The sequence below is a fragment of the Flavobacterium columnare NBRC 100251 = ATCC 23463 genome (genome assembly GCF_002530675.1).
Lineage (GTDB): Bacteria > Bacteroidota > Bacteroidia > Flavobacteriales > Flavobacteriaceae > Flavobacterium > Flavobacterium columnare.
Genome location: NZ_PCMX01000006.1, coordinates 33769 through 60143, shown reverse-complemented (window position 1 = coordinate 60143; position 26375 = coordinate 33769). Strand labels below are relative to the sequence as shown.

General features: G+C 31.9%; 20 protein-coding genes. 18 read left to right on the top strand and 2 right to left on the bottom strand.

Going from position 1 to position 26375, the window contains the following annotated elements; translation table 11 throughout:
* Window positions 1-226 precede the first annotated feature (226 nt).
* Complete coding sequence (porX, locus tag B0A78_RS01410) at window positions 227-1771, bottom strand: T9SS response regulator signal transducer PorX (RefSeq protein WP_065213275.1); 1545 nt, start codon at window positions 1769-1771, stop codon at window positions 227-229.
* A 160-nt stretch (window positions 1772-1931) separates the two neighbouring features.
* Between porX and B0A78_RS01405 the strand changes: the two genes are divergently transcribed.
* The 9 genes from B0A78_RS01405 to B0A78_RS01365 all read left to right on the top strand — a co-directional run bounded on the left by B0A78_RS01405 (window position 1932) and on the right by B0A78_RS01365 (window position 13393).
* Complete coding sequence (locus B0A78_RS01405) at window positions 1932-3971, top strand: M13 family metallopeptidase (protein WP_097609311.1); 2040 nt, start codon at window positions 1932-1934, stop codon at window positions 3969-3971.
* Window positions 3972-4053: 82 nt separating this feature from the next.
* Complete coding sequence (locus B0A78_RS01400) at window positions 4054-5289, top strand: HD domain-containing protein (RefSeq protein ID WP_065213277.1); 1236 nt, start codon at window positions 4054-4056, stop codon at window positions 5287-5289.
* A 34-nt stretch (window positions 5290-5323) separates the two neighbouring features.
* Window positions 5324-6346, top strand: a complete 1023-nt coding sequence (lpxD, locus tag B0A78_RS01395) for a UDP-3-O-(3-hydroxymyristoyl)glucosamine N-acyltransferase (protein ID WP_065213278.1) — start codon at window positions 5324-5326, stop codon at window positions 6344-6346.
* A 5-nt stretch (window positions 6347-6351) separates the two neighbouring features.
* Window positions 6352-7740 carry a bifunctional UDP-3-O-[3-hydroxymyristoyl] N-acetylglucosamine deacetylase/3-hydroxyacyl-ACP dehydratase gene (locus B0A78_RS01390; RefSeq protein WP_097609310.1) on the top strand — a complete coding sequence of 463 codons (1389 nt, stop codon included), beginning with the start codon at window positions 6352-6354 and terminating at the stop codon, window positions 7738-7740.
* A 59-nt stretch (window positions 7741-7799) separates the two neighbouring features.
* On the top strand, window positions 7800-8585 hold the full coding sequence (gene lpxA, locus B0A78_RS01385; protein WP_014164188.1) for an acyl-ACP--UDP-N-acetylglucosamine O-acyltransferase: 786 nt from the start codon (window positions 7800-7802) through the stop codon (window positions 8583-8585).
* Between the two features lie 22 nt (window positions 8586-8607).
* Window positions 8608-9174 carry an elongation factor P gene (gene efp, locus B0A78_RS01380; protein WP_014164189.1) on the top strand — a complete coding sequence of 189 codons (567 nt, stop codon included), beginning with the start codon at window positions 8608-8610 and terminating at the stop codon, window positions 9172-9174.
* Window positions 9174-10115, top strand: coding sequence for a UDP-3-O-(3-hydroxymyristoyl)glucosamine N-acyltransferase (locus B0A78_RS01375; RefSeq protein ID WP_065213279.1), 942 nt, complete (start codon window positions 9174-9176; stop codon window positions 10113-10115). Before efp ends, B0A78_RS01375 begins: the two co-directional genes overlap by 1 nt.
* Before the next feature lie 115 nt (window positions 10116-10230).
* Window positions 10231-11103, top strand: a complete 873-nt coding sequence (gene sucD, locus B0A78_RS01370; RefSeq protein ID WP_065213280.1) for a succinate--CoA ligase subunit alpha — start codon at window positions 10231-10233, stop codon at window positions 11101-11103.
* A 517-nt stretch (window positions 11104-11620) separates the two neighbouring features.
* Entirely contained in the window at window positions 11621-13393 is a 1773-nt protein-coding gene (locus tag B0A78_RS01365; protein WP_014164192.1) for an AMP-dependent synthetase/ligase, read from the top strand.
* Window positions 13394-13521: 128 nt separating this feature from the next.
* Here the strand turns inward: B0A78_RS01365 and B0A78_RS01360 are convergent, their stop codons facing one another.
* Window positions 13522-14373 (bottom strand): alpha/beta fold hydrolase, encoded by an 852-nt coding sequence (locus B0A78_RS01360; protein WP_014164193.1) that lies wholly within the window; start codon window positions 14371-14373, stop codon window positions 13522-13524.
* A 193-nt stretch (window positions 14374-14566) separates the two neighbouring features.
* Between B0A78_RS01360 and B0A78_RS01355 the strand changes: the two genes are divergently transcribed.
* The 9 genes from B0A78_RS01355 to B0A78_RS01315 all read left to right on the top strand — a co-directional run bounded on the left by B0A78_RS01355 (window position 14567) and on the right by B0A78_RS01315 (window position 26352).
* A complete protein-coding gene (locus B0A78_RS01355) occupies window positions 14567-15382 on the top strand; it encodes a M48 family metallopeptidase (protein WP_041253138.1) in 816 nt (271 codons plus the stop codon).
* A 61-nt stretch (window positions 15383-15443) separates the two neighbouring features.
* Window positions 15444-16751 (top strand): MFS transporter, encoded by a 1308-nt coding sequence (locus B0A78_RS01350; protein ID WP_014164195.1) that lies wholly within the window; start codon window positions 15444-15446, stop codon window positions 16749-16751.
* Between the two features lie 151 nt (window positions 16752-16902).
* The gene (gene lon, locus B0A78_RS01345) at window positions 16903-19353 is read left to right on the top strand and encodes an endopeptidase La (RefSeq protein ID WP_014164196.1); all 2451 of its coding nucleotides are present in this window, start codon (window positions 16903-16905) and stop codon (window positions 19351-19353) included.
* Between the two features lie 93 nt (window positions 19354-19446).
* Complete coding sequence (gene porQ / locus B0A78_RS01340; RefSeq protein ID WP_014164197.1) at window positions 19447-20460, top strand: type IX secretion system protein PorQ; 1014 nt, start codon at window positions 19447-19449, stop codon at window positions 20458-20460.
* A 3-nt stretch (window positions 20461-20463) separates the two neighbouring features.
* On the top strand, window positions 20464-21147 hold the full coding sequence (cmk, locus tag B0A78_RS01335; protein ID WP_014164198.1) for a (d)CMP kinase: 684 nt from the start codon (window positions 20464-20466) through the stop codon (window positions 21145-21147).
* A gap of 94 nt (window positions 21148-21241) precedes the next feature.
* Window positions 21242-22495, top strand: a complete 1254-nt coding sequence (locus B0A78_RS01330; RefSeq protein ID WP_097609309.1) for a nucleoside permease — start codon at window positions 21242-21244, stop codon at window positions 22493-22495.
* A 223-nt stretch (window positions 22496-22718) separates the two neighbouring features.
* A complete protein-coding gene (gene rpsA / locus B0A78_RS01325; protein ID WP_014164200.1) occupies window positions 22719-24482 on the top strand; it encodes a 30S ribosomal protein S1 in 1764 nt (587 codons plus the stop codon).
* Window positions 24483-24887: 405 nt separating this feature from the next.
* The gene (gene pyrR, locus B0A78_RS01320; RefSeq protein ID WP_065213282.1) at window positions 24888-25424 is read left to right on the top strand and encodes a bifunctional pyr operon transcriptional regulator/uracil phosphoribosyltransferase PyrR; all 537 of its coding nucleotides are present in this window, start codon (window positions 24888-24890) and stop codon (window positions 25422-25424) included.
* Window position 25425: 1 nt separating this feature from the next.
* The gene (locus B0A78_RS01315) at window positions 25426-26352 is read left to right on the top strand and encodes an aspartate carbamoyltransferase catalytic subunit (RefSeq protein ID WP_014164202.1); all 927 of its coding nucleotides are present in this window, start codon (window positions 25426-25428) and stop codon (window positions 26350-26352) included.
* Window positions 26353-26375 lie beyond the last annotated feature (23 nt).

The window sequence follows — 26375 nt, the reverse complement described above, 5'->3', positions numbered from 1 at the left end:
GTTTTTAAAATGAAAAAAAACGTATCGAGAACTTTACTTTTTAATCCAGTATATTTTAAGTTTAAATGGTGTAATTTTTACAACTTGATTTCTTTAGAAAATAAGATAACGATTTCCTTAATTATAAAAGGGAAAGTGTGTAAATGGTTATTCCTATAAAAATAATGGGCAGAGGGTGTAAAAAAACAATTGTTTTCTTTGCTTAAAATAGATTTAATTATTAAAATTATTTTTTTGGGCTAAATACTAAAAAAGGAACAACCATTTCTTCTAACGAAATACCTCCATGTTGATATGTATTTCGGTAATAACTAGCATAATGATTGTAATTATTTATATAAGCTAAAAAATGATCACTTTTAGCAAAAATAAAAGAACTTGTCATATTAATCGTTGGCAATCCTATTTTTTTAGGGTCTTTAACAGCAAAAACATCTTTAGATTCATAAGTAAGACTTCTTCCTGTTTTGTAGCGTAAGTTTAAACTGGTATTTTTATCACCAATAACTTGAGAAGGGTTTTTTACATTAATGGTTCCGTGATCTGTTGTTAGTATTAATTTGAATCCTAAACGTTGTGCTTGTTGAATAATTTCTAAAAGAGGAGAATTTTTAAACCAACTTAAGGTCAAAGAACGATATGCTTTATCATCTGATGCTAACTCTTTTACGACATCCATATCCGTTTTAGCATGTGAAAGCATATCAACAAAGTTGTAAACAACAGCTACCAATTTTTTGTTTTTTAATCCTTTGAAGTTTTCGGCTAATTTTTTACCATTAGAAAAATTAGTAACTTTAAAATATTCATGTGAAATATTTAGTCTAAGGCGTTTGAGTTGTTCCGTCAAAAATTCTGCTTCATACAAATTCTTTCCCCCTTCATCAACATCATTTTTCCAATATTGAGGGTACATTTTTTCCATTTCTGTGGGTAACAAACCTGAAAAAAGAGCATTACGAGCGTACTGAGTCGCTGTAGGTAATAAGGCAAAATAAGGGGTCTCAGCTTCTAGTTTGTAGTGATTTCCTAAAACGGTTTCAAAAGCTTTCCATTGGTCATAACGTAAATTGTCAATTACAACAAAAAGTACATTTTCATCTTTCCTCAATTCAGGAACTACAAGTTTTCGGAATACTTCATGAGATAATATAGGACGATCTTGTGATTGTGTGAACCAATCTTCGTAATTTTTTTCAATAAATTTGCCAAATTGTGAGTTAGCTTCCGCCTTTTGAGATTCTAGAATTTGAAACATATTTTGATCATCTATGTTTTCTAGTTCCATTTCCCAAAACATAAGTTTTTTGTATAAATCTACCCACTCTTCATACGTGTTTACCATGGCCATATCCATGGCTATTTTTCGGAACTCTTTTTGGTAATCCAACGTCGTTTTTTCAGATATTAGTCGAGAGTGATCTAAATTCTTTTTTAAGCTTAAAAGGATTTGATTGGGATTAACAGGTTTGATTAAATAATCTGCAATTTTAGAACCAATAGCTTCTTCCATTAAGTACTCTTCTTCGCTTTTTGTAATCATGATAATAGGAATGGCCTGCTTTTTTTCCTTCATTTCTGCAAGAACCTCAAGACCAGACATACCAGGCATATTCTCATCTAAAAAAATAATGTCAAAATTCTCCTCCTGAAAAAGATCTAAAGCATCTCTTCCGTTATTACAAGTTGTAACTTGATAATTTTTCTTTTCTAAAAATAATATATGTGGTTTTAGTAAGTCTATTTCGTCGTCAACCCAAAGTATTTTCATGGTTTACCTTTTTTTATTATGTGATAGTTTTATGATTTTCTAACTATAGAACGAATGCAATGTACTATTTTAAAAACTATCGTTTCTTAAAAATAATATAAAAAATAGTATTTTTTTTACATTTAAAATATATTTGATCTCTAAACATATATAAATTAAGATGAAAATCAATAAACTATTTATTCTACTATTAACCATTATTGTTTTTGCAGAAAGTTGCAAAAAAGAAATGCTAGATCCTAATAATCCAGATGTTTTAGTTGCTAATAGAGATACTACGATTGATTTGTCAAATGATTTTTTTGAATACGCTAATGGAGGGTGGTTTAAAAAAAATCCAATTCCAGCGTCAGAAAGAAGTAATGGGATTTTTAGGACTATTCAAGATACAATAAACAGTCAGATTAAACAGATTTGTGAGAAATCAGCTAAAGAAAATGCAGAAATAAGAAGTAATAAACAAAAAATAGGAGATTTTTATCTCTCAGGAATGGATACTTTAACGATAAATAAGTTAGGTCTTAGTCCTTTGCAAAAAGAGTTAGCCAAAATTGAAAATATAAAAAATCTTTCCTCATTAACAAAACATTTAGCCTATATGCACACTATAGGAGCGGCTCCAGGGTTTGATTTTTATATTGCTCAAGATGATAAAAACAGTGCTAAATATGCCCTTTTTTTTACCCAAGGAGGCTTAGGAATGGGGAATCGGGAGTATTATTTTAATGCAGACAAGGAAGCCGTAAGAATACGAGGAGCTTATTTTAGCTATTTAGAACAGATATTTAAGCTAATAGGAACTGAAAAGACAGCTTTTGATGATGCCCAAACAGTTATAAAACTAGAAACAGAATTAGCTAAACATTCAAGAAAACTGGAAGATCTTAGAGATCCTATAGCTAATTATAATAAAATGACTCTGACGAAATTTAAAGAACTAACACCTAATTTGATGTGGGATACTATGTTAGAGCAACTAAAAATTAAAAAGGCAGATTCTCTTATTGTGGGACAACCTGAGTTTTACAAAGCACTAAATAATACGATAAAGAAACATACAATTGAGGATTGGAAAGTTTATCTAAAATGGAATTTAGTGAATTCGTATGCTGTCTACTTAAGCGATAATTTTGAAAAAAAACATTTTAATTTTTATTCAACTGTTATGAGTGGTGTCAAAGAACAAAAGCCAAGGTGGAAGCGAGTTGTAGAAAAAACAGATGAAGCTCTTGGAGAGCTCATTGGCCAAGTATATGTAGAAGAATATTTGCCCAAAGGAACGAAAGAAAAATTATTGGAAATAGGAAATGCTATTAGAACTGTTTATGCCGATCGAATTAAAAAGTTGGATTGGATGAGTCCAGAAACTAAGAAAAAAGCCCTCTTCAAATTATCTAAAATCGTTATGAAAGTAGGGTATCCAGATAAATGGAAAGATTTAAGTTCCATTTTAATTGATAAACATCATTATTTAGCTAATATAATGGCAGTAAATCAATGGAATTATAATGAAATGGCTTCTAAATACGGTAAATCTGTAGATCGTACAGAATGGGGTATGTATCCACAAACTTACAATGCCTATTACAATCCAAGTAATAACGAAATATGCGTTCCCGCTTGTAATATAATCGTTCCTGGTTTTAAAGGACGTATGCCAGATGATGCCGTGCTATACGGTATTATAGGAGGATCTACTTTTGGACACGAAATTACACACGGTTTTGATGATCAAGGAAGCCAATATGACGAAAAAGGCAATCTAAATAATTGGTGGACTACTGAAGACCTGAAAAAATTTAAAGCTAAAACAAAAGCTATCGTAAAACAATACAATAGCTATCAAGCATTACCTGGCAAATTTGTAAATGGTCAGGCAACCCAAGGAGAAAATATTGCCGATTTAGGCGGGGTAATTATGGGCTATGAAGCTTTCAAAAAAACAGAACAATTCAAAAAAAAGCAAAAAATAGCAGGCTTAAAACCTAACGAGCGTTTCTTTTTAGCCTACGGTTACGCTTGGATGGTTAATGTTAAAACAGAAGCATTAGCACAACAATTAATAGAAGATGTTCATGCTCCAGCACGGTACAGAATCAATGGACCTTTAAGTAATATAGATGTATTTTATGAAACATTTAAAATAAAAGAAGGAACAAAGATGTTTATTCCTAAAAACGATAGAGTAATTATTTGGTAATTAATATCGCTATAATTAAAAAAACGGATAGTTGATGAAAATTCTCAGGTTTTTTTATCTTTGTTATACTAAATCTACATTTGTGAGTAATACAAACAAACTTAAGATATTTAATGATCCCATATATGGTTTTATAACCATTCCGAATCCTTTAATTTATGATCTGATACAACATCCTTATTTTCAGAGATTAAGAAGGATCACTCAGATGGGGATGTCATATTTAGTTTATCCAGGAGCTAATCATACACGTTTTCATCACGCACTAGGATGCTTGCATATAATGCAAAAAGCAGTTAGCGTGCTTCGGTTTAAAAATGTGGTAATTTCAGAAGAAGAAGAAAATGCCCTATACGTGGCTATATTGTTACATGATATAGGACATGGTCCATTTTCGCACGCTATGGAACATAGCATAGTAGAAAATGTTCATCATGAAGAAATTTCTCTTTTATTTATGAATAAACTAAATAAGGAATTTGATGGAAAACTAACGTTAGCTATTCAAGTTTTTAAAGGAGAGTATCATAGGAAGTTTATGCTTCAACTGATTTCAAGTCAGTTAGATATGGATCGAATGGACTATTTAAAAAGAGATAGTTTTTATAGTGGAGTAGAAGAAGGAAAAATTAATTCCGATCGTTTAATTCAAATGATGAATGTAGTAGATGATATTTTGGTTATAGAAGAAAAAGGCATTTATTCTGTTGAAAAATTTTTAATGGCTCGTAGACTCATGTATTGGCAAGTATATCTGCATAAAACAAATTTAGTTGCAGAAGAAATTTTAACCAAAATATTAAAAAGAGCTAAAGAGCTATATCAAAAAGGGATAGAAGTAGAGTGTAGCAAACCTCTGTACTTTTTTATTAAAAATAAAGTTTATTTTGAAAAATTTGATGATTTTATACTAGAAGAATTTTCAAAGTTAGACGATACAGATATAGTGGGAGCTATAAAAAATTGGCAATATCATGAAGATTACACCTTAAGTGAGTTAAGTAGGATTATAATTAATAGAGATTTATTAAAAATAAAATTGGGAGAAGAAAAATTTCCTCCAGAAGAAATAAATCAATTAATAGATGATTTTGCCCAACTAAAAAAAATATCAACTCTAGAAGCAAAATATTTTGTTTTTAAAGGAAAAATAAAAAATCAAGCCTATAGTAAAATAGCAGAACCCATCAGGATACTTAAAAAAGACGGAATATTAGAAGACGTAGCCGTTTTGTCAGATCAATTGTCCTTAAAGGCTTTGTCAAAACAAGTAACTAAATACTATTTGTGTTATCCAAAACAACTAAATAAAAGTTAAAATTTCGGTAAAATTTTATACTTTTGCAAGAATTATGAAGTTTACAGCAGAACAAATTGCAGGAATATTAGAAGGAGAAGTAGTAGGTAATCCTAATGCTGAAGTCTCCAAATTGTCTAAAATAGAGGAAGGTACAGAAGGATCACTAACGTTTTTAGCCAATCCCAAATACCTAAATTATATATATGAAACGAAGGCAACTATAACAATTGTAAATAAAAGTTTTGAGCCCGAGAATGAATTGACTACTACTTTAGTAAAAGTAGAAGATGCTTACAAATCTTTTTCAAAATTGTTAGAATTTTACAACCAAATAAAACACAATAAAATAGGCATAGAGGAACCCTCTCTACTGTCAAAAAGTACTAAATACGGAAATCATTTTTATCTAGGTGCTTTTAGTTATGTAGGTGAAAATGTAATAATAGGTGAAAATGTAAAAATATTTCCAAACTCATTTATAGGAGATAATGTTGTTATTGGTGATAATACAATGATTTTTGCAGGAGCAAAAATTTACTCCGAAACCATAATAGGAAAAAATTGTACAATTCATTCTGGAGTAGTTATAGGTGCCGATGGATTTGGTTTTGCGCCTAATGAAGACGGAGAGTATACCAAAGTTCCTCAAATTGGAAATGTTATTATTGAAGATAATGTAGACATAGGTGCAGCAACTACCATAGACAGAGCAACCTTAGGGTCTACTATTATACGTAAAGGGGTTAAGTTAGACAACCAAATTCAAATAGCCCATAATGTAGAAATAGGTAAAAACACAGTAATAGCTTCCCAAACAGGAGTGGCAGGTTCTACTAAAATTGGAGAAAATTGCATGATAGGTGGTCAAGTAGGTATTGTAGGACATATCATTATTGGTAACAATGTTAAAATACAGGCTCAATCAGGTATTGGTAGAAGTTTAAAAGACGGAGAAGTTGTACAAGGAAGTCCAGCTTTAGGTTATAGCGATTTTAATAAATCCTATGTACATTTTAAAAACTTACCAAAAATTGTATCAGAAATAACAGAACTAAAAAGAAATATAAAGAAGTAGTAGTCATGGTTAAACAAAAGACCATTCAGTCAGAAATTACACTAAAAGGAGTTGGTTTGCATACAGGTAAAGAAGTTGCAATGACTTTTAAACCCGCTCCTATAAATAATGGTTTCACTTTTATACGTGTTGATTTAGAAGGACAACCTATTATTGAAGCAGATGCAAATTATGTTGTAAATACCCAAAGAGGGACAAATCTAGAAAAATTAGGAGTTATGATTCAAACTCCTGAGCATGTCTTGGCAGCGTTAGTAGGATGCGATTTAGACAACGTAATTATTGAATTAAATGCCTCAGAACTACCTATCATGGATGGCTCCTCAAAACATTTTGTAGAAGCTATAGAAAAAGTAGGATTAGTAGATCAAGACGCAGAACGCGATGTTTATGTAGTAAAAGAAGTTATTTCTTATTTAGATGAATCAACAGGTAGCGAGATTACGGTTATTCCATCAGATGAATATTCAGTAACCACTATGGTTGATTTTGGAACTAAAGTATTAGGAACACAAAATGCTTCAATGAAAAGCATTTCTGAATTTAAATCAGAAATAGCATCTTGTAGAACTTTTAGTTTCTTACATGAGTTAGAAATGCTATTAGAACACGGTCTTATTAAAGGAGGAGATCTTAATAATGCCATTGTTTATGTAGATAAAGAATTATCAAATGAAACAATGGATAAATTAAGAGTTGCTTTTGGTAAAGATGAAATTTCAATTACACCTAATGGGGTACTAGATAATTTAACCTTGCATTATCCAAACGAAGCAGCTCGTCATAAATTATTAGATGTTGTTGGGGATTTAGCTTTGATAGGAACCAAGATAAAAGGGAAGATTATAGCTAACAAACCAGGGCATTTTGTAAACACACAATTTGCAAAAAAAATTGCAAAAATCATAAAAAATGAACAACGTAATAATGTTCCCATTTATGATTTAAATAAGGAGCCTTTAATGGATATTCATAAAATAATGTCTATGCTTCCACACAGACCCCCTTTTTTATTAGTAGATAGAATTTTGAGTATGACGGATACTCAAGTGGTAGGTCTAAAAAATGTAACTATGAACGAAGATTTCTTCGTTGGACATTTTCCAGGAGCTCCAGTGATGCCAGGAGTTTTAATTGTTGAAGCAATGGCTCAAACAGGAGGAATATTAATTTTAAGCACGGTTCCAGATCCTGAAAATTACCTTACTTACTTTATGAAAATTGATAATGTTAAGTTTAAACATAAAGTTTTACCTGGTGATACTTTAATTTTTAAATTAGAACTATTATCCCCAATAAGAAGAGGTATTTGTCACATGCAGGGATACGCGTTTGCAAATGGAAAATTAGTAGCAGAAGCTGAATTAATGGCTCAAATTGTTAAAAATCAATAAGTGTATAGTGTTTAAAAAAAGAAAAACACTAGCTAGTTCAAATTTATAATAAATTAGAAATGAATCAACCATTAGCATATGTGCATCCAGGGGCAAAAATTGCGAAAAATGTTGTAATTGAGCCTTTTACAACAATACATAATAATGTGGTAATAGGCGAGGGGACTTGGATAGGTTCTAATGTGACGATCATGGAAGGAGCTCGTATAGGTAAAAACTGTAACATCTTTCCTGGAGCCGTTATATCAGCTGTTCCACAAGATTTAAAATTTGGAGGAGAAGATTCTTTGGCTGTTATAGGTAATAATACCACTATTAGAGAATGCGTTACTATCAATAGAGGAACAGTAGCCTCTGGTCAAACAATAATAGGTGATAATTGTTTAATTATGGCTACAGCCCATGTTGCTCATGATTGTCATATCGGAAATAATACTATAATAGTAAACGGGGTAGCTCTAGGAGGTCATGTTACTGTTGGAGATCACGCTGTGATAGGTGGACTGGCGGCAGTTCATCAATTCATTTCTATTGGAGATCATGCAATGGTATCTGGAGGTTCATTGGTTCGCAAGGATGTACCTCCCTATACAAAGGCTGCCAAAGAGCCATTATCGTATGTAGGAATTAATTCAGTAGGTCTTAGAAGAAGAGGTTTTTCCACGGAAAAAATTAGAGAAATTCAAGATATATACAGAATTTTATATCAAAAAAATTATAATACAACTCAAGCACTAGCAATCATTGAAGCAGAAATGACAGCTACTCCAGAGCGAGATGAAATTCTTGATTTTATTAGAAATTCATCCAGAGGTATTATGAAAGGTTATACAGGAAATATTTAAAAAAAAAAATAGTAAAATAAAAATGGCAAGTACGGCAGACATTAGAAACGGATTGTGTATTAAGTATAATAACGATATCTTTAAAATCGTTGAATTTTTACATGTTAAACCAGGGAAAGGACCTGCTTTCGTTAGAACTAAATTAAGATCATTAACTTCTGGAAAAGTATTAGATAATACCTTCTCAGCAGGGCATAAAATTGATGTAGTGAGAGTTGAAACACACACTTTTCAGTATTTATATAACGAAGGATCCGAGTTTCATTTTATGAATCAAGAAACTTTTGAACAAATAACTTTAAATAAGGATATTCTAGATGCTCCTGATTTGTTAAAAGAAGGGACTAATGTAATGGTTCAAATTAATACAGAAACAGAAATGCCTTTGTCTGTAGATATGCCAGCTTCAGTAGTTTTAGAAGTAACCTATGCTGAACCAGGAGTAAAAGGAAATACAGCAACGAATGCTACAAAACCTGCGACAGTAGAAACAGGAGCTCAAGTAAACGTACCTTTATTTATCAATGAAGGTGATAAAATCAAAATAGATACAGCAACGGGCGCTTACATGGAGCGTGTTAAGGAATAATGAAATTTCTCAGACAATATAGTTTAGAGGAAATAGCGTCTATTATAAATTGTCAATTTATAGGAGACGCTGGTTTTCCTGTTTTAGGGATGAATGAAATTCATGTCGTTCAGTCAGGCGATATTGTTTTTGTAGATCACCCTAAATATTATGATAAAGCCTTGCAATCCGCAGCTACAATTATTTTGATAAACAAAGAAGTACAATGTCCGGAAGGAAAAGCATTGTTAATTTCTGAGGACCCCTTCAGAGATTTTAATTTTCTCACGAAATATTTTAGACCCTTTCAAGCTTCTAACACATCTATATCTTCTAGTGCTATAATAGGAGAAGGAACTATAATACAACCCAATTGCTTTATTGGTAACAATGTAAAAATAGGCTCAAATTGTTTAATTCATCCCAACGTTTCTATTTATGACCATACGGTTATTGGTGACAATGTTATTATTCATTCAGGAACTATTATTGGAGCAGACGCATTTTATTATAAAAAAAGACCCGAAGGATTTGATCAATTATTGTCAGGAGGAAGAGTAGTGCTTGAAGATAATGTAGGAATTGGAGCATTATGTACAATTGATAAAGGTGTAACAGGGGATACTACTATAGGTGAAGGAACTAAAATAGATAATCAAGTACATATAGGACACGATACTATAATAGGAAAAAAATGTTTAATCGCTTCGCAAACAGGTATTGCAGGTTGTGTTGTTATAGAAGACGAAGTTACATTGTGGGGACAAGTAGGTGTTGCTAGTGGTATAAAAATAGGTAAAAAAGCAGTGATAATGGGGCAAACAGGTGTTACAAAATCACTTGAAGGATCTAAAGCTTATTTTGGTACACCCGCAGAGGAATCTCGTGAAAAATTTAAGCAATTAGCAAACCTTAAAAAAATGCCAGAAATACTTAATAAGTTTAATCAAAACGAAGAATAAATAAAGTATAAAAAGTATACAAAAAATCATATATTCTTTTGAAAAAATAATTTTAAAGTAAAAGTAAAAGGTTTACTTTTGCGTCATATATTTTATAACAAACAATACACATATTATGAGTGTTTTAGTAAATAAAGATTCAAAAATAATCGTACAAGGTTTTACAGGAAGCGAAGGAACTTTTCATGCTTCGCAAATGATAGAGTACGGAACTAACGTAGTAGGAGGAGTGACTCCTGGTAAAGGAGGAGCTACACATTTAGATCGTCCTGTATTTAATACAGTTAAAGATGCAGTAGATCAAGCAGGTGCAGATACGTCTATTATTTTTGTACCACCAGCGTTTGCAGCAGATGCTATTATGGAAGCAGCAGATGCAGGTATTAAAGTTATCATCTGTATTACTGAAGGTATTCCAGTAGCTGATATGATTAAAGCATACGATTATATTAAAGGAAAAGGTTGTAGATTAGTAGGTCCTAACTGTCCAGGTGTAATCACTCCAGAAGAAGCTAAGGTTGGTATCATGCCAGGTTTTGTTTTCAAAAAAGGAAATATTGGAATTGTGTCTAAATCAGGTACTCTTACTTATGAAGCAGCAGATCAAGTAGTTCGTCAAGGATTTGGAATAACTACAGCTATTGGTATTGGTGGTGATCCAATTATTGGAACAACTACAAAAGAAGCTGTTGAATTATTAATGAATGATCCTGAAACACATTGTATCATCATGATCGGTGAAATTGGAGGTCAATTAGAAGCAGATGCAGCTAAATGGATTAAAGCAGACGGTAATCGTAAGCCAGTTGTAGGCTTTATTGCAGGTGAAACGGCTCCAAAAGGACGTACAATGGGACATGCAGGGGCAATCGTTGGAGGAGCTGACGATACAGCTGAAGCTAAAAAACGTATCATGAGAGAAAATGGTATCCATGTTGTAGATTCGCCAGCTGAAATTGGTAAAAAAGTAAAAGAAATATTAGGATAATTTTTTGAGACACATTAATATCATAAAAAAATTCCTGTTTACTAACCCCAAAAGTTAGATAAACAAACACTATTTAAATAAGAAAAAGGCTATCCTAAACTTTAGAATAGCCTTTTTCTTATACTATCTATTTTTTAAAACGGTAAATCCACAGGGATTACAAACCTAGATTACCCCTTACCCTTTGCGGTGAAGATAAAAAAGCACCAAAATTTTTTCCTCAGCTATATTTTGCTAAAATAAATCTACTTTTTTTAGATTTAAAGTTATTTTAACTGTAACACATTTATGATGCGTAGTCTGGGGGATAATTTCATGATCTAAAAAATAAAAGACAAACAAAAAAATTAAATAGATCTGAATATTATTTAATATATATATTAAAAAGAATGTAATTATTCAAACAAAAAAGTTTTTTTGTATAAATTATTTGTTTATTAATTTTAAAAAATTAATAAAAATTGCATTTTAAGTTAAATTTATTTAATTTGCACTATAACTTTACCCACATTTAATAATGACGAACATTACAAGATTATTTGATTTTCCTTATTATCAACTAGAACAGAACAATTTACCAGATGCGTTGGTTACAAAATATAACGGAAAATGGGTTAAAACGTCTACCCAAGAGTATTTAGATAGAGCAAATGCCGTTTCAAGAGCACTTATTGCCATGGGGGTGCAAAAAGATGATAAAATAGCTATTATTTCATCTAATAACAGGACAGAATGGAATATTATGGACATAGGTGTATTACAAATTGGAGCTCAAACAGTTCCCATTTATCCTACCATTTCTGAACAAGATTATGAATATATTCTAAATCATTCTGAATCTAAATATTGCTTCGTATCTGATAAAGAAGTTTTAAGAAAATTAAATTCAATTAAAGCTAATCTATCTAACTTGGTTGCCGTTTTTACATTTGATGAAATTTCAGGCGAAAAAAACTGGGCTGATTTGTTAACTATCGGAAAAGATACCCGTACTCAAAATTTTGTTGAAGAACGTAAAAATAATGTAAAACCAAGTGACTTAGCAACCATTATTTATACTTCTGGGACTACGGGTAAACCTAAAGGTGTGATGTTATCCCATAATAACATTGTATCTAATGTTTTGAATAGTTCTGATAGAATTCCATTAGTAGCAGGTCAAGCAAAAGCTATGAGCTTTCTTCCTATCTGTCATATTTTTGAAAGAGTTATCTTGTACATTTATCAATATTATTCTATTTCAATTTATTTTGCCGAATCTATTGATAAAATTTCAGATAATTTCAAAGAAGTTCAGCCCGATGTTTTTACTGTTGTGCCTCGACTATTAGAAAAAGTGTACGATAAGATTTATGCAAAAGGAACTGAATTAACGGGTATTAAAAAGAAAATTTTCTTTTGGGCAGTAGAATTAGGTTTAAAATATGAACCATACGGTAAAAACGGCTGGTGGTATGAATTTCAATTAAAAATTGCTCGTAAATTGATATTCAGTAAATGGCAAGAAGGCTTAGGAGGAAATGTAAAATTAATGGTTTCTGGAAGTGCGGCACTACAAACTCGATTAACTCGCGTGTTTTCAGCTGCAGGAATGCCAGTAATGGAAGGTTACGGTCTTACCGAAACATCGCCTGTTATAAGTGTAAATGATATGCGTAATGGATTATTTCGAATTGGGACTGTAGGAAAACCTATAAAAAATGTAGAAGTAAAAATAGGAGAAGATGGTGAAATCCTTTTCAAAGGGCCTAACTTAATGATGGGATATTACAAAGATCAAGCACAAACGGATGAAGTAATAAAAGGAGGATATTTCCATACAGGAGATATTGGAGAATTTGATAAAGATGGTTTTTTACGTATAACAGATCGTAAAAAAGAAATGTTTAAAACTTCAGGAGGAAAGTACGTAGCTCCTCAAATTTTAGAAAACACATTCAAACAATCTCGATTCATAGAACAAATAATGGTTATAGGAGAAGGGCAAAAAATGCCAGGAGCTATTATCCAGCCAGCTTTTGAGTTTATAAGAGAATGGGCTCATATTCATCACATAAACATTGGATCTACAAACGAAGAACTTATTCAAAATACAGAAGTAATTAAACGTATTTATCAAGAAATAAATCATTTTAATGCTAAATTCGGAAACTGGGAACAAGTTAAAAAATTCGAACTTACACCAGATGTATGGTCAATAGATGGAGGACAACTCACACCCACTTTAAAACTAAAACGTAAGGTTGTTTTGGAAAAATATAAGGAACTTTATGCAAAAATTTATCAATAGAATTTGTAATACATTTTTTTAATAAAAAATGGGGACTATCTATTAAGATGTTTCTTTTAGATAGTCCTTTTTTTAGGCTCTTTTGTTGGATAATAGTTTTTTGTTCCTAAAAATATAGATTTAAAAAACTAGTTTAAAAACTGTATAATTTCTTTTATTACCTCGTCATTTCCCAATATTTTTCTGTGTCCTAATTCTTTAGTTTCAATAAAAGTTCCGTTGGGCAATTCATTATAAATAGTTTTTCCACAAACAAGAGGAACTTCATAATCCTCTTGGTCGTGTATTACCAAAGTAGGAATAGCAACTTGTTTAGCCGCACCAGCTGCGTCATAATTATGTATAGGCTCACCAAAATTAGTTTCAAATTGTTGTTTCATAAGCTCAGCAATCTCTGGCTTTAAATTCAATTGTTTAACAAAAGAATATAAAATATCAATAATTTTATCCGCAGCTCCAATAGTAACCATTTTTTTTACTTGTAGTCCTCTTTTAACAGAATTAAGTAAAGACATACCTCCCAACGAATGACCAATAGCATAATCAAATGGTCCAAATTGCTTCTCTAATTCAAAATTACAAGCTATAAAATCGGTTATTAAAGTAGTACTAGATTTTGATTTTCCATGCCCTGGGGCATCATAGCTAATTGTAGCATATCCCATTTTTAATAATTCGTCAGCAATCTTAAAAAGTTGAGTACCTCTTCCAGACCAACCATGAACCAGTAAAACTTTTTTTGGACTATCACCATAGTGATAAACTTCTATTGATTTGTTAATTTTAGGAACAAAAAGAGATTTTCTTTGTGATTTTTCAATCATCTGCCATTCTCTTTTTGGAGTTTTGTGCTTTGTAGGTGTTGTAAATAGTCGAATACAAAATTGAGTAGTCAATTTTCTAGAAAAAAAGGCTAATCCTTTTGCCGTATAAATAATTATTTTAGGTACGGTAATACCATTTTGTTTTTTCTTTTTCAAAATAGAATCGTTTTTAGAGCTAAATTAATACAAATAAATTAATCATAGTATAGGTGTTTAAAATAATAGCTATTCAATTTTCACATGATTTATTTAGGAATAAAAAAGAAATTTTATAGATAAATTTCTACTGATTATCTAAGAATGCCTTTTTAAAAAATTGTAATTTTACTTTTTTTAAAAAAATAGTATAATGAAAAAAACAATCGTATTTGGATTTAGTATTTTATGTCTGATAATGTCATGTGCTAGAAATCCTTTTACAGGAAAAAACACAATGGCATTAGTTCCTGATAGTCAGATTTTTCCAACTGCTTTTCAGCAATACAATCAGTTTTTGTCTGAAAATAAAGTAATAAAAGGAACTACTGACGCAAAGCGTGTTGAAAATGTTGGGATGAAAATAAAAACAGCCGCGGAGAGATGGTTAAATGCAAATGGAAATTCAACCTATTTAAAAAATTATGCTTGGGAATATCATTTAGTAGATAGTAAAGAAGTAAACGCTTGGTGTATGCCTGGAGGAAAAATAGTAGTTTATACAGGTATTTTGCCTATCACGAAAGATGAAGCCGGAATGGCAGCAGTTATGGGGCATGAAGTGGCACACGCACTTGCTAATCATGGACAACAACGTATGAGTGCAGGTTTATTACAACAAGCAGGAGCTATAGGAGTAGCTATTGCTACGAGTAGTAAATCACAACAACAACAAGCTGAGTTTATGCAATATTACGGATTAGCATCTCAAGTAGGAGGAATGCTCCCTTTTAGTAGAGCACATGAATCAGAAGCAGATCAAATAGGACTGTTACTTATGGCTATTGCAGGTTATAATCCTGAAAATGCAGTATATGTTTGGGAGCGTATGTCAGCTAAAGCAGGAGGACAAGCACCGCCTGAATTTATGAGTACACACCCTAGTAACGAAACTCGTATTACGAATCTAAAACAATGGATTCCTAATGTAAAAATAGAAGCCGCTAAATTTGGTGTTGTATTTAAATAAAAAAGACTACTTTAGAAGCCCCGTAAGGGGCTTTTATTTTTTAATTTAAATCAAAAAAAAAATGCAACCACTTCAAAAAGGAGATAAAAAGTTGTTAAATGCTTGGGCTTTTTATGATTGGGCAAATTCAGTATATAGTTTAGTTATAACTTCTGCTATCTTTCCTATTTATTACAGTGCTATTTTTAAGATTAGAGGAAATCATTTTGTTGCTATTTTTGGATATCATTTCAAAGATACCGCTGTCATTTCTTTTTTAACAGCAATAGCTTTTGTTGTAGTAGCCCTCATTTCACCCATATTATCAGGAATAGCAGATTATGTTGGAAATAAAAAGGCATTTCTTCGATTCTTTTGTTATATGGGAGGAGTTGCTTGTATGGCATTATATTGGTTTACTTCAAGTAATTTATTGTTAAGTTTTACAATATATCTTTTAGGGCTAATTGGCTTCTGGGGAAGCTTAGTGTTTTATAATTCCTATTTACCAGATATAGCTTACCCTGAACAGCAAGATGCCGTAAGTGCACGTGGATTTTCTATGGGATATTTAGGGAGTACTCTTTTGCTATTAGTTAATTTGGGGATGGTAATGAGTGCTGATTCTAATGGAGAAGCAATTGAAATGATGCGCTATTCTTTTGTAATGACAGGTATTTGGTGGATCGCTTTTAGTCATATTACCTATTATTATCTCCCCAAAGGAGTTAGTACAGGTCATAGAGTAACAAGAGCTGTAATTTTAGATGGTTTCCGAGAATTACAATTAGTTTGGAAAGAATTAAAAAAAAATCTAGCATTAAAACGGTATTTAGCTAGTTATTTTGTTTTTATTATGGCTGTTCAAACAGTAATGTTGGTAGCTACCTATTTTGGTGCTGAGGAAATAACTTGGAAAACAGACAGCCAAAAAACATCAGGATTAATAGTAAGTATTTTATTAATTCAATTAGTAGCAATTATAGGAGCTTATTTGACATCTAGAGCTTCTCGTAAGTTAGGGAATATCAAAGTGTTGATTTTCTTAAACGCATGCTGGGCTATTTTATGTATAGTCGCTTTTTATGTAAAAACACCCGTTCAATTTTATGGAACAGCAGGTTTTGTAGGACTGGTAATGGGGGGAATTCAATCATTAGCTCGTTCTACTTATTCAAAATTTTTACCAGAAACTACAGATACTGCTTCTTATTTTAGTTTTTATGATGTAACAGAAAAAATAGGTATTGTCATAGGAATGTCTATTTACGGTATTATTGATCAAATTACAGGAACCATGAGGAATTCAGTTTTATTTTTGGCTGTATTCTTTATAATAGGTCTTCTACTGCTTTTAAGAGTTCCCAAGGATAAATACTTAAATTATTAAAAGAAATGGCATAGAACTTGAAAGTCTAACCCGGTTTATAAAACCTGATATGTATTTAGGGCTTTGTAAATCAATGTTTTTTACACTGTTTATTATGATAAAGACTAAACAGATGAAATTTTTTTAATGTCAAAATGGCTTAGTTTACAATATGTCACAACAAAAAATCATTACACTAGACAATATGTCACTTCAAGAAATAGATCATGAAGCAGAATTAATTCCTCTTTTAACACCTGAAGATGAAGAAGAAATGAATAAAGAAAGTCTTCCAGAAGATTTGCCTATTTTGCCCTTGCGTAATACGGTGCTTTTTCCAGGAGTAGTAATTCCTATTACTGCGGGTAGAGATAAATCAATAAAATTATTGAATGATGCAAATGGTTTGAATAAAATTATAGGGGTAGTTTCTCAAAAAAATGAAGAAGACGAAGATCCTACGGAAGATCAAATCAATAAAGTAGGTACAGTAGCCCGCATTTTAAAAATTTTAAAAATGCCAGATGGAAATGTTACCGTTATTTTACAGGGTAAAAAACGCTTTGAAATAGATACTGTAACTACAACAGAACCTTATATAAGAGCTACGATAAAAGAAGTCCCCGAAATTCGTCCATTCCAAACAGATAATGAGTTAAATGCAATTATAGATTCGATCCGAGAGCTAGCAATTCAAATAATCAAGGAAAGCCCGAATATTCCTACAGAAGCTACTTTTGCTATCAAAAATATTGAAAGTGATCCTTTCTTGGTAAGTTTTGTCTCTTCTAATATGAATCTAACAGCAGAAGAAAAACAAAAACTATTAGAAATACATGATCTAAAAGAACGTGCCTTAGAAACATTAAAGCACATGAATGTTGAACTTCAAAAATTAGAATTGAAGAATGATATTCAATCAAAAGTTCGTTTTGATTTAGATCAGCAACAGCGCGAATATTTCTTGCAACAACAGATGAAAACCATACAAGAAGAACTAGGGGGGAATTCTGCAGAGCAAGAGATAGAAGAAATGCGCAAAAAAGCCAAAGTTAAAAAATGGGAAGAAAAAGTAGGAGAGCATTTTGAAAAAGAATTGCAAAAGTTACAAAGAACCAATCCGAACTCACCAGATTTTAGTATTCAGCGTAATTATTTAGAACTTTTCCTAGAATTACCTTGGAATGAATATACCAAAGATGATTTTGACTTAAAAAGGGCACAAACTATATTAGATCGTGATCATTATGGTATGGAAGAAATTAAAAAACGTATCATAGAACACCTAGCTGTTTTAAAATTACGAAATGATATGAAATCTCCGATATTGTGTTTTACAGGACCTCCAGGAGTAGGGAAAACGTCTATTGGACGCTCTATTGCAGAAGCTTTAGGCCGTGAGTATGTACGTATGTCTTTAGGTGGCTTGCGTGATGAAGCCGAAATTAGAGGGCATAGAAAAACATACATAGGAGCAATGCCTGGACGTATTTTGCAAAATTTAAAAAAAGTAAAATCATCAAACCCTGTTTTCATTTTAGATGAAATTGATAAATTATCAAATAGTCATAATGGCGATCCTTCATCAGCTTTGTTAGAAGCATTAGATCCTGAGCAAAACAAAGAATTTTATGATAATTTTCTAGAAATGGGATTTGATTTGTCTAAAATCATGTTTATTGCTACCTCTAATAATATTTCAGCCGTACAACCCGCTCTTAGAGATCGTATGGAAATTATAACCATGACAGGGTATACCGTTGAAGAAAAAATTGAAATTGCAAAACAACATTTAGTTCCAAAACAAATAAAAGACCACGGATTGAATCCTAAACAATTTTCTATTGGTAAAAAACAAATAGAAAAAATTGTAGAAGGCTACACGCGTGAATCAGGGGTGCGTGGTTTAGAAAAAAAGATCGCACAGATGATTCGTAATGCAGCAAAATCTATAGCGATGGAAGAGGAGTACAATGTAAAAGCTACCGATGAAGATGTTATAAAAGTATTAGGCGCTCCTCGTATGGAACGTGATAAGTATGAAAATAATGAAACCGCAGGAGTTGTTACAGGTTTAGCATGGACTAGTGTGGGAGGAGATATTTTATTTATCGAATCAATTATTTCAGCAGGTAAAGGAGGACTCACTTTTACAGGAAATATAGGAACTGTAATGAAAGAATCCATTACAATTGCCATGGAATATGTAAAAGCTAATACAAGTAGTCTAGGTATAGATGCCGAAATTTTTACTAAATACAATATTCATGTACATATTCCAGAAGGAGCTACTCCTAAAGACGGACCAAGTGCAGGTATAGCCATGTTAACTTCTTTGGTTTCCTTATTAACACAAAAAAGAGTTAAAAAACAATTGGCAATGACAGGCGAAATAACTTTAAGAGGGAAGGTATTGCCAGTAGGAGGTATAAAAGAAAAAATATTAGCCGCTAAGCGAGCTAAAATCAAAGAAATCATCCTATGCGTAGAAAACAAACGAGATATAGATGAAATTAACTCTGATTATTTAGAAGGATTAACCTTTCATTATGTGAGTGAAATGAGCGAAGTACTCGAAATAGCAATTACAAAAGAAAAGGTAAAAAATCCAAAAACATTATAAGATAAAAAACGGCTACATTAAAATAGCCGTTTTTTTATGAAAAAATAATATCTTCGCCCTGCGTTATAAATATTTTAATTAACGCAAATTTTGATGCGACTTAAATTCCTATTCTTAGCTTATATCTTTTCCTCTTCTATCTATTCACAAATAGGAGGGAATGGTGTATATCGTTTTTTAAATTTGACTACATCGCCTAGACAAGTAGCTTTAGGAGGAAAAGCAATTACAATATACGATAATGATGTAAATCAGCCTATCTTGAATCCAGCCTCTATTAATCAAGAAATGGATGGAAAGTTAGCGGTTAATTATGGTAGCTATTTAGGAGATATAAGTTATGGAACAGCATCTTATGCCTTGATCTATGATAGACACGTTCAAACAATTCATGGAGGAATATCTTATATTAACTATGGTAAATTTGATGGAAGAGATGAGTTAGGTACTCAAACAGGTAATTTCACTGCTAACGAATTAGCCATGTCTTTAGGTTATGCATATAATATTCCTAGAAGCGATTGGTACTTAGGAGTAAATGCGAAACTAATTGCTTCTTCTTTAGAAAATTATCAATCATTTGGAATAGCTACTGATATTGGAGTTACTTATTTAGACGAGCAGAAATCTGTAAACTACGCCTTATTGATTAAGAATTTTGGAACTCAGATAACAACCTATAACGGAATACAAGAAAACTTACCGTTTGAAGTAATGTTAGGAGTTTCTCAAAAATTAGAACATTTACCAATACGTTGGCATCTAACATTGGATAATCTACAAAAATGGCAACTAGCATTTTCTAATCCTGCAAGAAGCGAACAAACTTTAGACGGAACAGTAAAAGAAGAAGAAATAGGTTTTTTAGGAAATGCCATACGCCATGTAATCTTAGGTGCTGAAATTTTACCAGATAAAGGAATTAATTTTAGAATAAGTTATAATTTTAGAAGAGCAGCTGAACTTAAAATACTAGAACAACGCACTTTTTCTGGGTTCTCAGCAGGAATAGGGATTCGTTTTTCTAAATTTCGTTTTGATTATTCTTACGCAAGGTATACTTTAGCGTCCAATACTTCTATGTTTGGATTAACTATAAATCTTTAAAAATTGAAAAAAATTACAATTGCAATTGATGGATTTTCCTCTACAGGGAAAAGTACTTTAGCGAAACAAGTAGCAAAAGAATTAGGATATGTGTATGTAGACACAGGAGCTATGTATCGAGCTGTTACTTATTTTGCTATGCAACAGAATTTAATTGATGAGTTAGAATTTAATGTTAAGCATTTAATAGAACTTTTACCAACGTTAAATTTAACTTTTCAGTTTAATCCAAGTCTTGGGTTTGCAGAAATGCACTTGGATGGAATTAATATAGAAAAAGAAATACGCACATTAGAGGTCTCTAACTATGTGAGTAAAATTGCAGAAATATCAGAAGTTCGGACTCTGTTAGTAAATCAACAAAAACAAATGGGGATTGATAAAGGGGTCGTAATGGATGGTCGTGATATAGGAACTGTTGTTTTTCCAGATGCAGAAGTTAAATTATTTATGACTTCCAGAGCAGATGTTCGTGCGCAACGTCGTTTTGACGAACTGACTGAAAAAGGACAGTTGGTTTCGTATGATCGGGTGTTGGAAAATGTATTGCAACGAGATCATATTGATACCACACGTAAAGATTCGCCACTAGTTAAAGCAAATGATGCTATAGAAATTGATAATTCAGAATTAACACGGGAAGAACAATTTGAATGGGTTATGAATATTATTAAAGAGAAAATATAAAAAAAACGGATATTTTTTTATAGAATCGTTATAAAGTACTGATTTTTTCATAGATTTACTCGCTTTTTAGAATATAATAACCAAATCAAAACGTATGAATATAAAAATTAGACTAACCCTAATGAGCTTTTTACAGTTTTTTGTGTGGGGAGCTTGGTTAATTACAGTTGGGAATTACTGGTTTGGAACCAAACAATGGAGCGGAGCGGAGTTTGGAGCCATTTTTTCAACACTTGGAATATCTTCTATTATTATGCCAGCTATTACAGGAATTGTGGCTGATAAATGGATGAATGCTGAAAGATTATACGGAATACTTCATATATTAGGAGGATTGTGTGTAGCTTATCTCCCACAAGTAGATAATCCAACCACTTTTTATTGGGTTATTTTTGCTGCAATGATGTGTTATATGCCTACTATTTCCTTATCCAATTCTGTAGCATACACAATTTTAAAAGAAAATGATTTCGATGTAGTTAAGGTATTTCCTCCTATTCGTGTATGGGGTACTGTAGGGTTTATTTTAGCCATGTGGGCTACTAATTTAACAGGAAATAAAGCATCTGCTAATATGTTTTATATTTCAGCGTTAACAGCCTTGGTTTTGGGCGTGTATTCATTTACTCTACCAGCTTGTAAACCTCAAAACTTAATTGATGAAAATGCTACATTATCTAAAAAATTAGGTTTAGACTCGTTTAAATTATTTGGAACTTATAAAATGGCATTGTTTTTTGTTTTTTCTATGTTTTTAGGAGGAGCATTACAATTGACTAATATGTACGGAGATGTGTTTTTGTCAGAATTTGGAAATATGCCTCAATATGCAGATAGTTTAATAGTTAAAAACTCGACCCTAATAATGTCTATTTCTCAAATTTCAGAAACATTATTTATATTAGCCATTCCCTTTTTTCTAAAACGTTTTGGTATTAAGCAAGTAATGTTAATTTCTATGCTAGCATGGGTGTTGCGTTTTGGATTGTTTGCTTATGGAAATCCTGCAAGTGGATTATGGATGATTATTTTGTCATGTGTTGTATACGGAATGGCATTTGATTTCTTTAATATTTCAGGCTCTTTATTTGTAGAAACAACAACAGACTCCTCTATTCGTTCTTCTGCACAAGGATTGTTTATGATGATGACAAATGGTTTTGGATCATTCTTTGGAGGATTAATTAGTGGCAAAGTAATAGATGCTTATTTTACAATCAATGGTCAAAGAGATAGGCATAATATTTGGTTTTCTTTTGCTATATATGCGTTAATTATAGCAATTGCTTTTGCCTTTTTATTTAAGCACAAACATAATCCTAAAGATGTTGAGTCTTTCTCGCACTAAGAGGAAATAAATTATTTTAAAGCCGATTTTACTAAAAATCGGCTTTTTTTGTTTATAAAAAGAGAAAACTATTTGTTAGTTAATTAATTATGTGTAATTTTGCAGACCTTTTAGCGGTAGGTGTATCTAAAAGGATTTCAAGTAATTATATGTAAAACGCTTCTGTTTTTTACTGCTTAATGAAACACCGAAGAAACAGAATACAAATTTAAAAAATCAGATCATGTCTGAAATTACAAAAGAACAAGAACAATTTTTAGCAGATTTTAACTGGCATAACTATGCTGAAGGTATTGATGCAGTAGATGCTAAAAATTTACAAGAGTTTGAAGATTTAGTAGCAAAAACTTTCATTTCTACAGGTGCTGAAGAAGTTGTTGAAGGGGTTGTTGTTAGAATTACTGAAAGAGATGCAATTGTTGACATCAATGCAAAATCAGAAGGTGTTATATCTTTAAACGAGTTCCGTTATAATCCTAACTTAAAAGTAGGTGATAAAGTAGAAGTATTAATTGATATCCGTGAAGATAAATCAGGTCAGTTAGTATTATCTCACAAAAAAGCTAGAACAATCAAAGCATGGGATAGAGTTATCGCTGCTAACGAGTCTGGTGAAATCGTTAATGGTTTCGTAAAATGTAGAACTAAAGGTGGTATGATCGTTGACGTATTCGGAATCGAAGCATTCTTACCAGGTTCTCAAATTGATGTGAAACCTATCCGTGACTACGATCAGTATGTAAACAAAATGATGGAATTTAAAGTGGTTAAAATTAACCATGAATTCAAAAACGTTGTTGTTTCTCACAAAGCGCTTATCGAAGCTGATATTGAAGTTCAGAAAAAAGAAATCATTGGCCAATTAGAAAAAGGTCAAGTATTAGAAGGTGTGGTTAAAAACATCACTTCTTACGGTGTATTCATTGACTTAGGAGGTGTAGATGGATTAATCCACATCACTGACTTATCTTGGTCAAGAATCAATCACCCATCTGAAGTATTAGAATTAGACCAAAAATTAAACGTAGTAATCTTAGACTTTGATGATGAGAAAACACGTATCCAATTAGGTTTAAAACAATTAAACGCTCACCCTTGGGATGCTTTAGATGCTAACTTAGCAGTTGGGGATAAAGTAAAAGGAAAAGTAGTTGTTTTAGCTGATTACGGTGCTTTCATTGAAGTGGCTGAAGGTGTTGAAGGTTTAATCCACGTTTCTGAAATGTCTTGGTCTACACACTTACGTTCAGCTCAAGATTTCGTGAAAATTGGTGATGAAGTAGAGGCAGTTATCTTAACTTTAGATAGAGAAGAAAGAAAAATGTCTTTAGGTATCAAACAATTAACAAATGATCCTTGGACAGATATTACTGCTAAATATCCAGTGGCTTCTAAACATACAGGTACAGTAAGAAACTTTACTAACTTTGGTATTTTCGTAGAATTAGAAGAAGGTATTGATGGTTTAGTGTATATTTCTGACTTATCATGGACTAAGAAAATTAAACACCCATCTGAATTTGTTAACGTAGGTGACAAATTAGACGTGGTAGTATTAGAATTAGACGTTGATGCACGTAAATTATCTTTAGGTCACAAGCAAACTACTGCTAATCCATGGGATAAGCATGAAGATGCTTTTGCAGTAGGAACTGTACATAATGGTACGATCTCTGAAATGGTTGACAAAGGAGCAACTGTAGATTTCGGTGATGATGTTGTAGCATTTATCCCTACACGTCACTTAGAAAAAGAAGATGGTAAAAAATTGAAAAAAGGGGATACTGCTGACTTCAAAGTAATTGAGTTCAACAAAGAATTCAAAAGAGTAGTAGCGTCTCATACAGCTATCTTCCGCGAGGAAGAAGAAAAAGTAGTTAAAGAAGCAGAAGCTAAAACTACTTCTAATCAATCTGAGAAATCAACTTTAGGTGATATCGACGCTTTAGCTGAATTAAAAGCTAAAATGGAAAGAGGAGAAAAATAATCTTTCATTTCTTTATATAAAAAAACCCGCATTTGCGGGTTTTTTTTGTTGTAAGATTCTTTTGATAAGAGTCCTATGATTGCATTTTTTAAGCCAATAGGATGTGTTTTTTAGACACAATGCACAAATCCGTATTTTAGAAAAAAAAACGTGTATTTTTATCTTGATTAGCCTTTTCATCTTTATCAAAACAATGTAAAAAATATTTTTTTAAAAAACAGTTTCTTTAAAATTTTTAAAGCCCAATCCTTATAAAAAAATGATCACAGGAAAATTTTATAAGTAAGTTTTATAGATGAATAAAAAGTTACTCAATTATTGGATGGTTTGGAATTTCTTAAATCATAAATGTGTTCAAATTCAAATAAAAGCACTAAATTTACATTCCAAACGAAATAACACAATATGAGTCATAAAACGCTCCTGACTTCTAAGGAAGTAAATATTATACTCCATCGTTTGGTTTGTCAACTTATTGAAAATCATCTCGATTTTTATGAAACGGTTTTAATCGGTATTCAGCCCAGAGGAACGTATTTAGCGAAACGTTTGGTTCAAATACTTGAACAAGAATATCAAGTAAAAAATATTTCCTTAGGATTCTTAGATATTACTTTTTTCCGTGACGATTTTCGTCGTGGCGAAACTTTGGAAGCCAACAAAACACAAATCGATTTCTTGATTGAAGGGAAAAAGGTCATTTTTATCGACGATGTTTTGTATACCGGTAGAAGTATCAATGCCGCTTTACAAGCTATGCAATCTTTCGGACGTCCTGTAGAGGTGGAACTTTTAGTGTTGATAGACCGTCGTTTTAGTCGTCATTTGCCCATACAACCTGATTACAGAGGGCGTCAAGTAGATGCGATTAATAATGAAAAAGTAGTAGTAAAGTGGCAAGAAATCCACGGAGAAGATTCAGTTGAAATAATTACCAAATAAAATGAAGGAGTTAAGTGTAAATCACCTTTTAGGAATAAAATATATTACAGAAGAAGATATTCAGTTGATTTTTGAAACAGCCGATCATTTTAAAGAAGTAATTAATCGTCCGATAAAAAAAGTACCTTCTTTACGCGATATTACAATTGCTAATATCTTTTTTGAAAATAGCACGCGCACCAAGCTTTCTTTTGAATTAGCCCAAAAAAGATTATCGGCTGATGTGGTAAATTTTGCAGCTTCGAGTTCATCGGTAACCAAAGGGGAAACGCTGATTGATACGGTGAATAATATTTTGGCGATGAAAGTAGATATGGTCGTGATGCGTCATTCTTCGCCGGGAGCAGCTGTTTTTTTATCTAAAAATGTAAAAGCAAGTATTGTAAATGCAGGTGATGGGGCACATGAACATCCTACACAAGCCTTATTAGACGCATATACTATTCGAGAACGTTTGGGGGATGTAGCAGGAAAAAAAGTGGTTATAGTAGGAGATATTTTACATTCGCGCGTTGCATTGTCAAATATTTACTCCCTGCAAAAGTTAGGCGCTCAGGTAAAAGTTTGTGGTCCTAATACATTAATTCCTAAGTATATTCGTGAATTAGGAGTAGAGGTAGAGCCAAATTTAAGAAAAGCATTAGAATGGTGTGATGTGGCTAATATGTTACGTGTACAAAATGAGCGTTTGGATATAAATTATTTTCCATCTACTAGAGAATATACTATGCAATATGGTTTGGATAAAGAATTATTAGATTCTCTAAATAAAGAAATAGTAATCATGCATCCGGGGCCAATCAATCGAGGTGTTGAAATTACGAGTGATGTAGCTGATTCTAAACAATCGGTTATTTTAAATCAGGTAGAAAATGGAGTGGCAGTTCGTATGGCTGTGATCTATTTATTAGCCTCAAAGATTAAATAAAAAGAATTGTCATTTTTATTTAA

Coding starts and splice junctions, on each gene's coding strand:
- porX (WP_065213275.1), bottom strand. CDS start 1,771: ATGAAAATACTTTGGGTTGACGACGAAATAGACTTACTAAAACCACAT.
- B0A78_RS01405 (WP_097609311.1), top strand. CDS start 1,932: ATGAAAATCAATAAACTATTTATTCTACTATTAACCATTATTGTTTTT.
- lpxD (WP_065213278.1), top strand. CDS start 5,324: ATGAAGTTTACAGCAGAACAAATTGCAGGAATATTAGAAGGAGAAGTA.
- B0A78_RS01390 (WP_097609310.1), top strand. CDS start 6,352: ATGGTTAAACAAAAGACCATTCAGTCAGAAATTACACTAAAAGGAGTT.
- lpxA (WP_014164188.1), top strand. CDS start 7,800: ATGAATCAACCATTAGCATATGTGCATCCAGGGGCAAAAATTGCGAAA.
- efp (WP_014164189.1), top strand. CDS start 8,608: ATGGCAAGTACGGCAGACATTAGAAACGGATTGTGTATTAAGTATAAT.
- B0A78_RS01375 (WP_065213279.1), top strand. CDS start 9,174: ATGAAATTTCTCAGACAATATAGTTTAGAGGAAATAGCGTCTATTATA.
- sucD (WP_065213280.1), top strand. CDS start 10,231: ATGAGTGTTTTAGTAAATAAAGATTCAAAAATAATCGTACAAGGTTTT.
- B0A78_RS01365 (WP_014164192.1), top strand. CDS start 11,621: ATGACGAACATTACAAGATTATTTGATTTTCCTTATTATCAACTAGAA.
- B0A78_RS01355 (WP_041253138.1), top strand. CDS start 14,567: ATGAAAAAAACAATCGTATTTGGATTTAGTATTTTATGTCTGATAATG.
- B0A78_RS01350 (WP_014164195.1), top strand. CDS start 15,444: ATGCAACCACTTCAAAAAGGAGATAAAAAGTTGTTAAATGCTTGGGCT.
- lon (WP_014164196.1), top strand. CDS start 16,903: ATGTCACAACAAAAAATCATTACACTAGACAATATGTCACTTCAAGAA.
- porQ (WP_014164197.1), top strand. CDS start 19,447: ATGCGACTTAAATTCCTATTCTTAGCTTATATCTTTTCCTCTTCTATC.
- B0A78_RS01330 (WP_097609309.1), top strand. CDS start 21,242: ATGAATATAAAAATTAGACTAACCCTAATGAGCTTTTTACAGTTTTTT.
- rpsA (WP_014164200.1), top strand. CDS start 22,719: ATGTCTGAAATTACAAAAGAACAAGAACAATTTTTAGCAGATTTTAAC.
- pyrR (WP_065213282.1), top strand. CDS start 24,888: ATGAGTCATAAAACGCTCCTGACTTCTAAGGAAGTAAATATTATACTC.
- B0A78_RS01315 (WP_014164202.1), top strand. CDS start 25,426: ATGAAGGAGTTAAGTGTAAATCACCTTTTAGGAATAAAATATATTACA.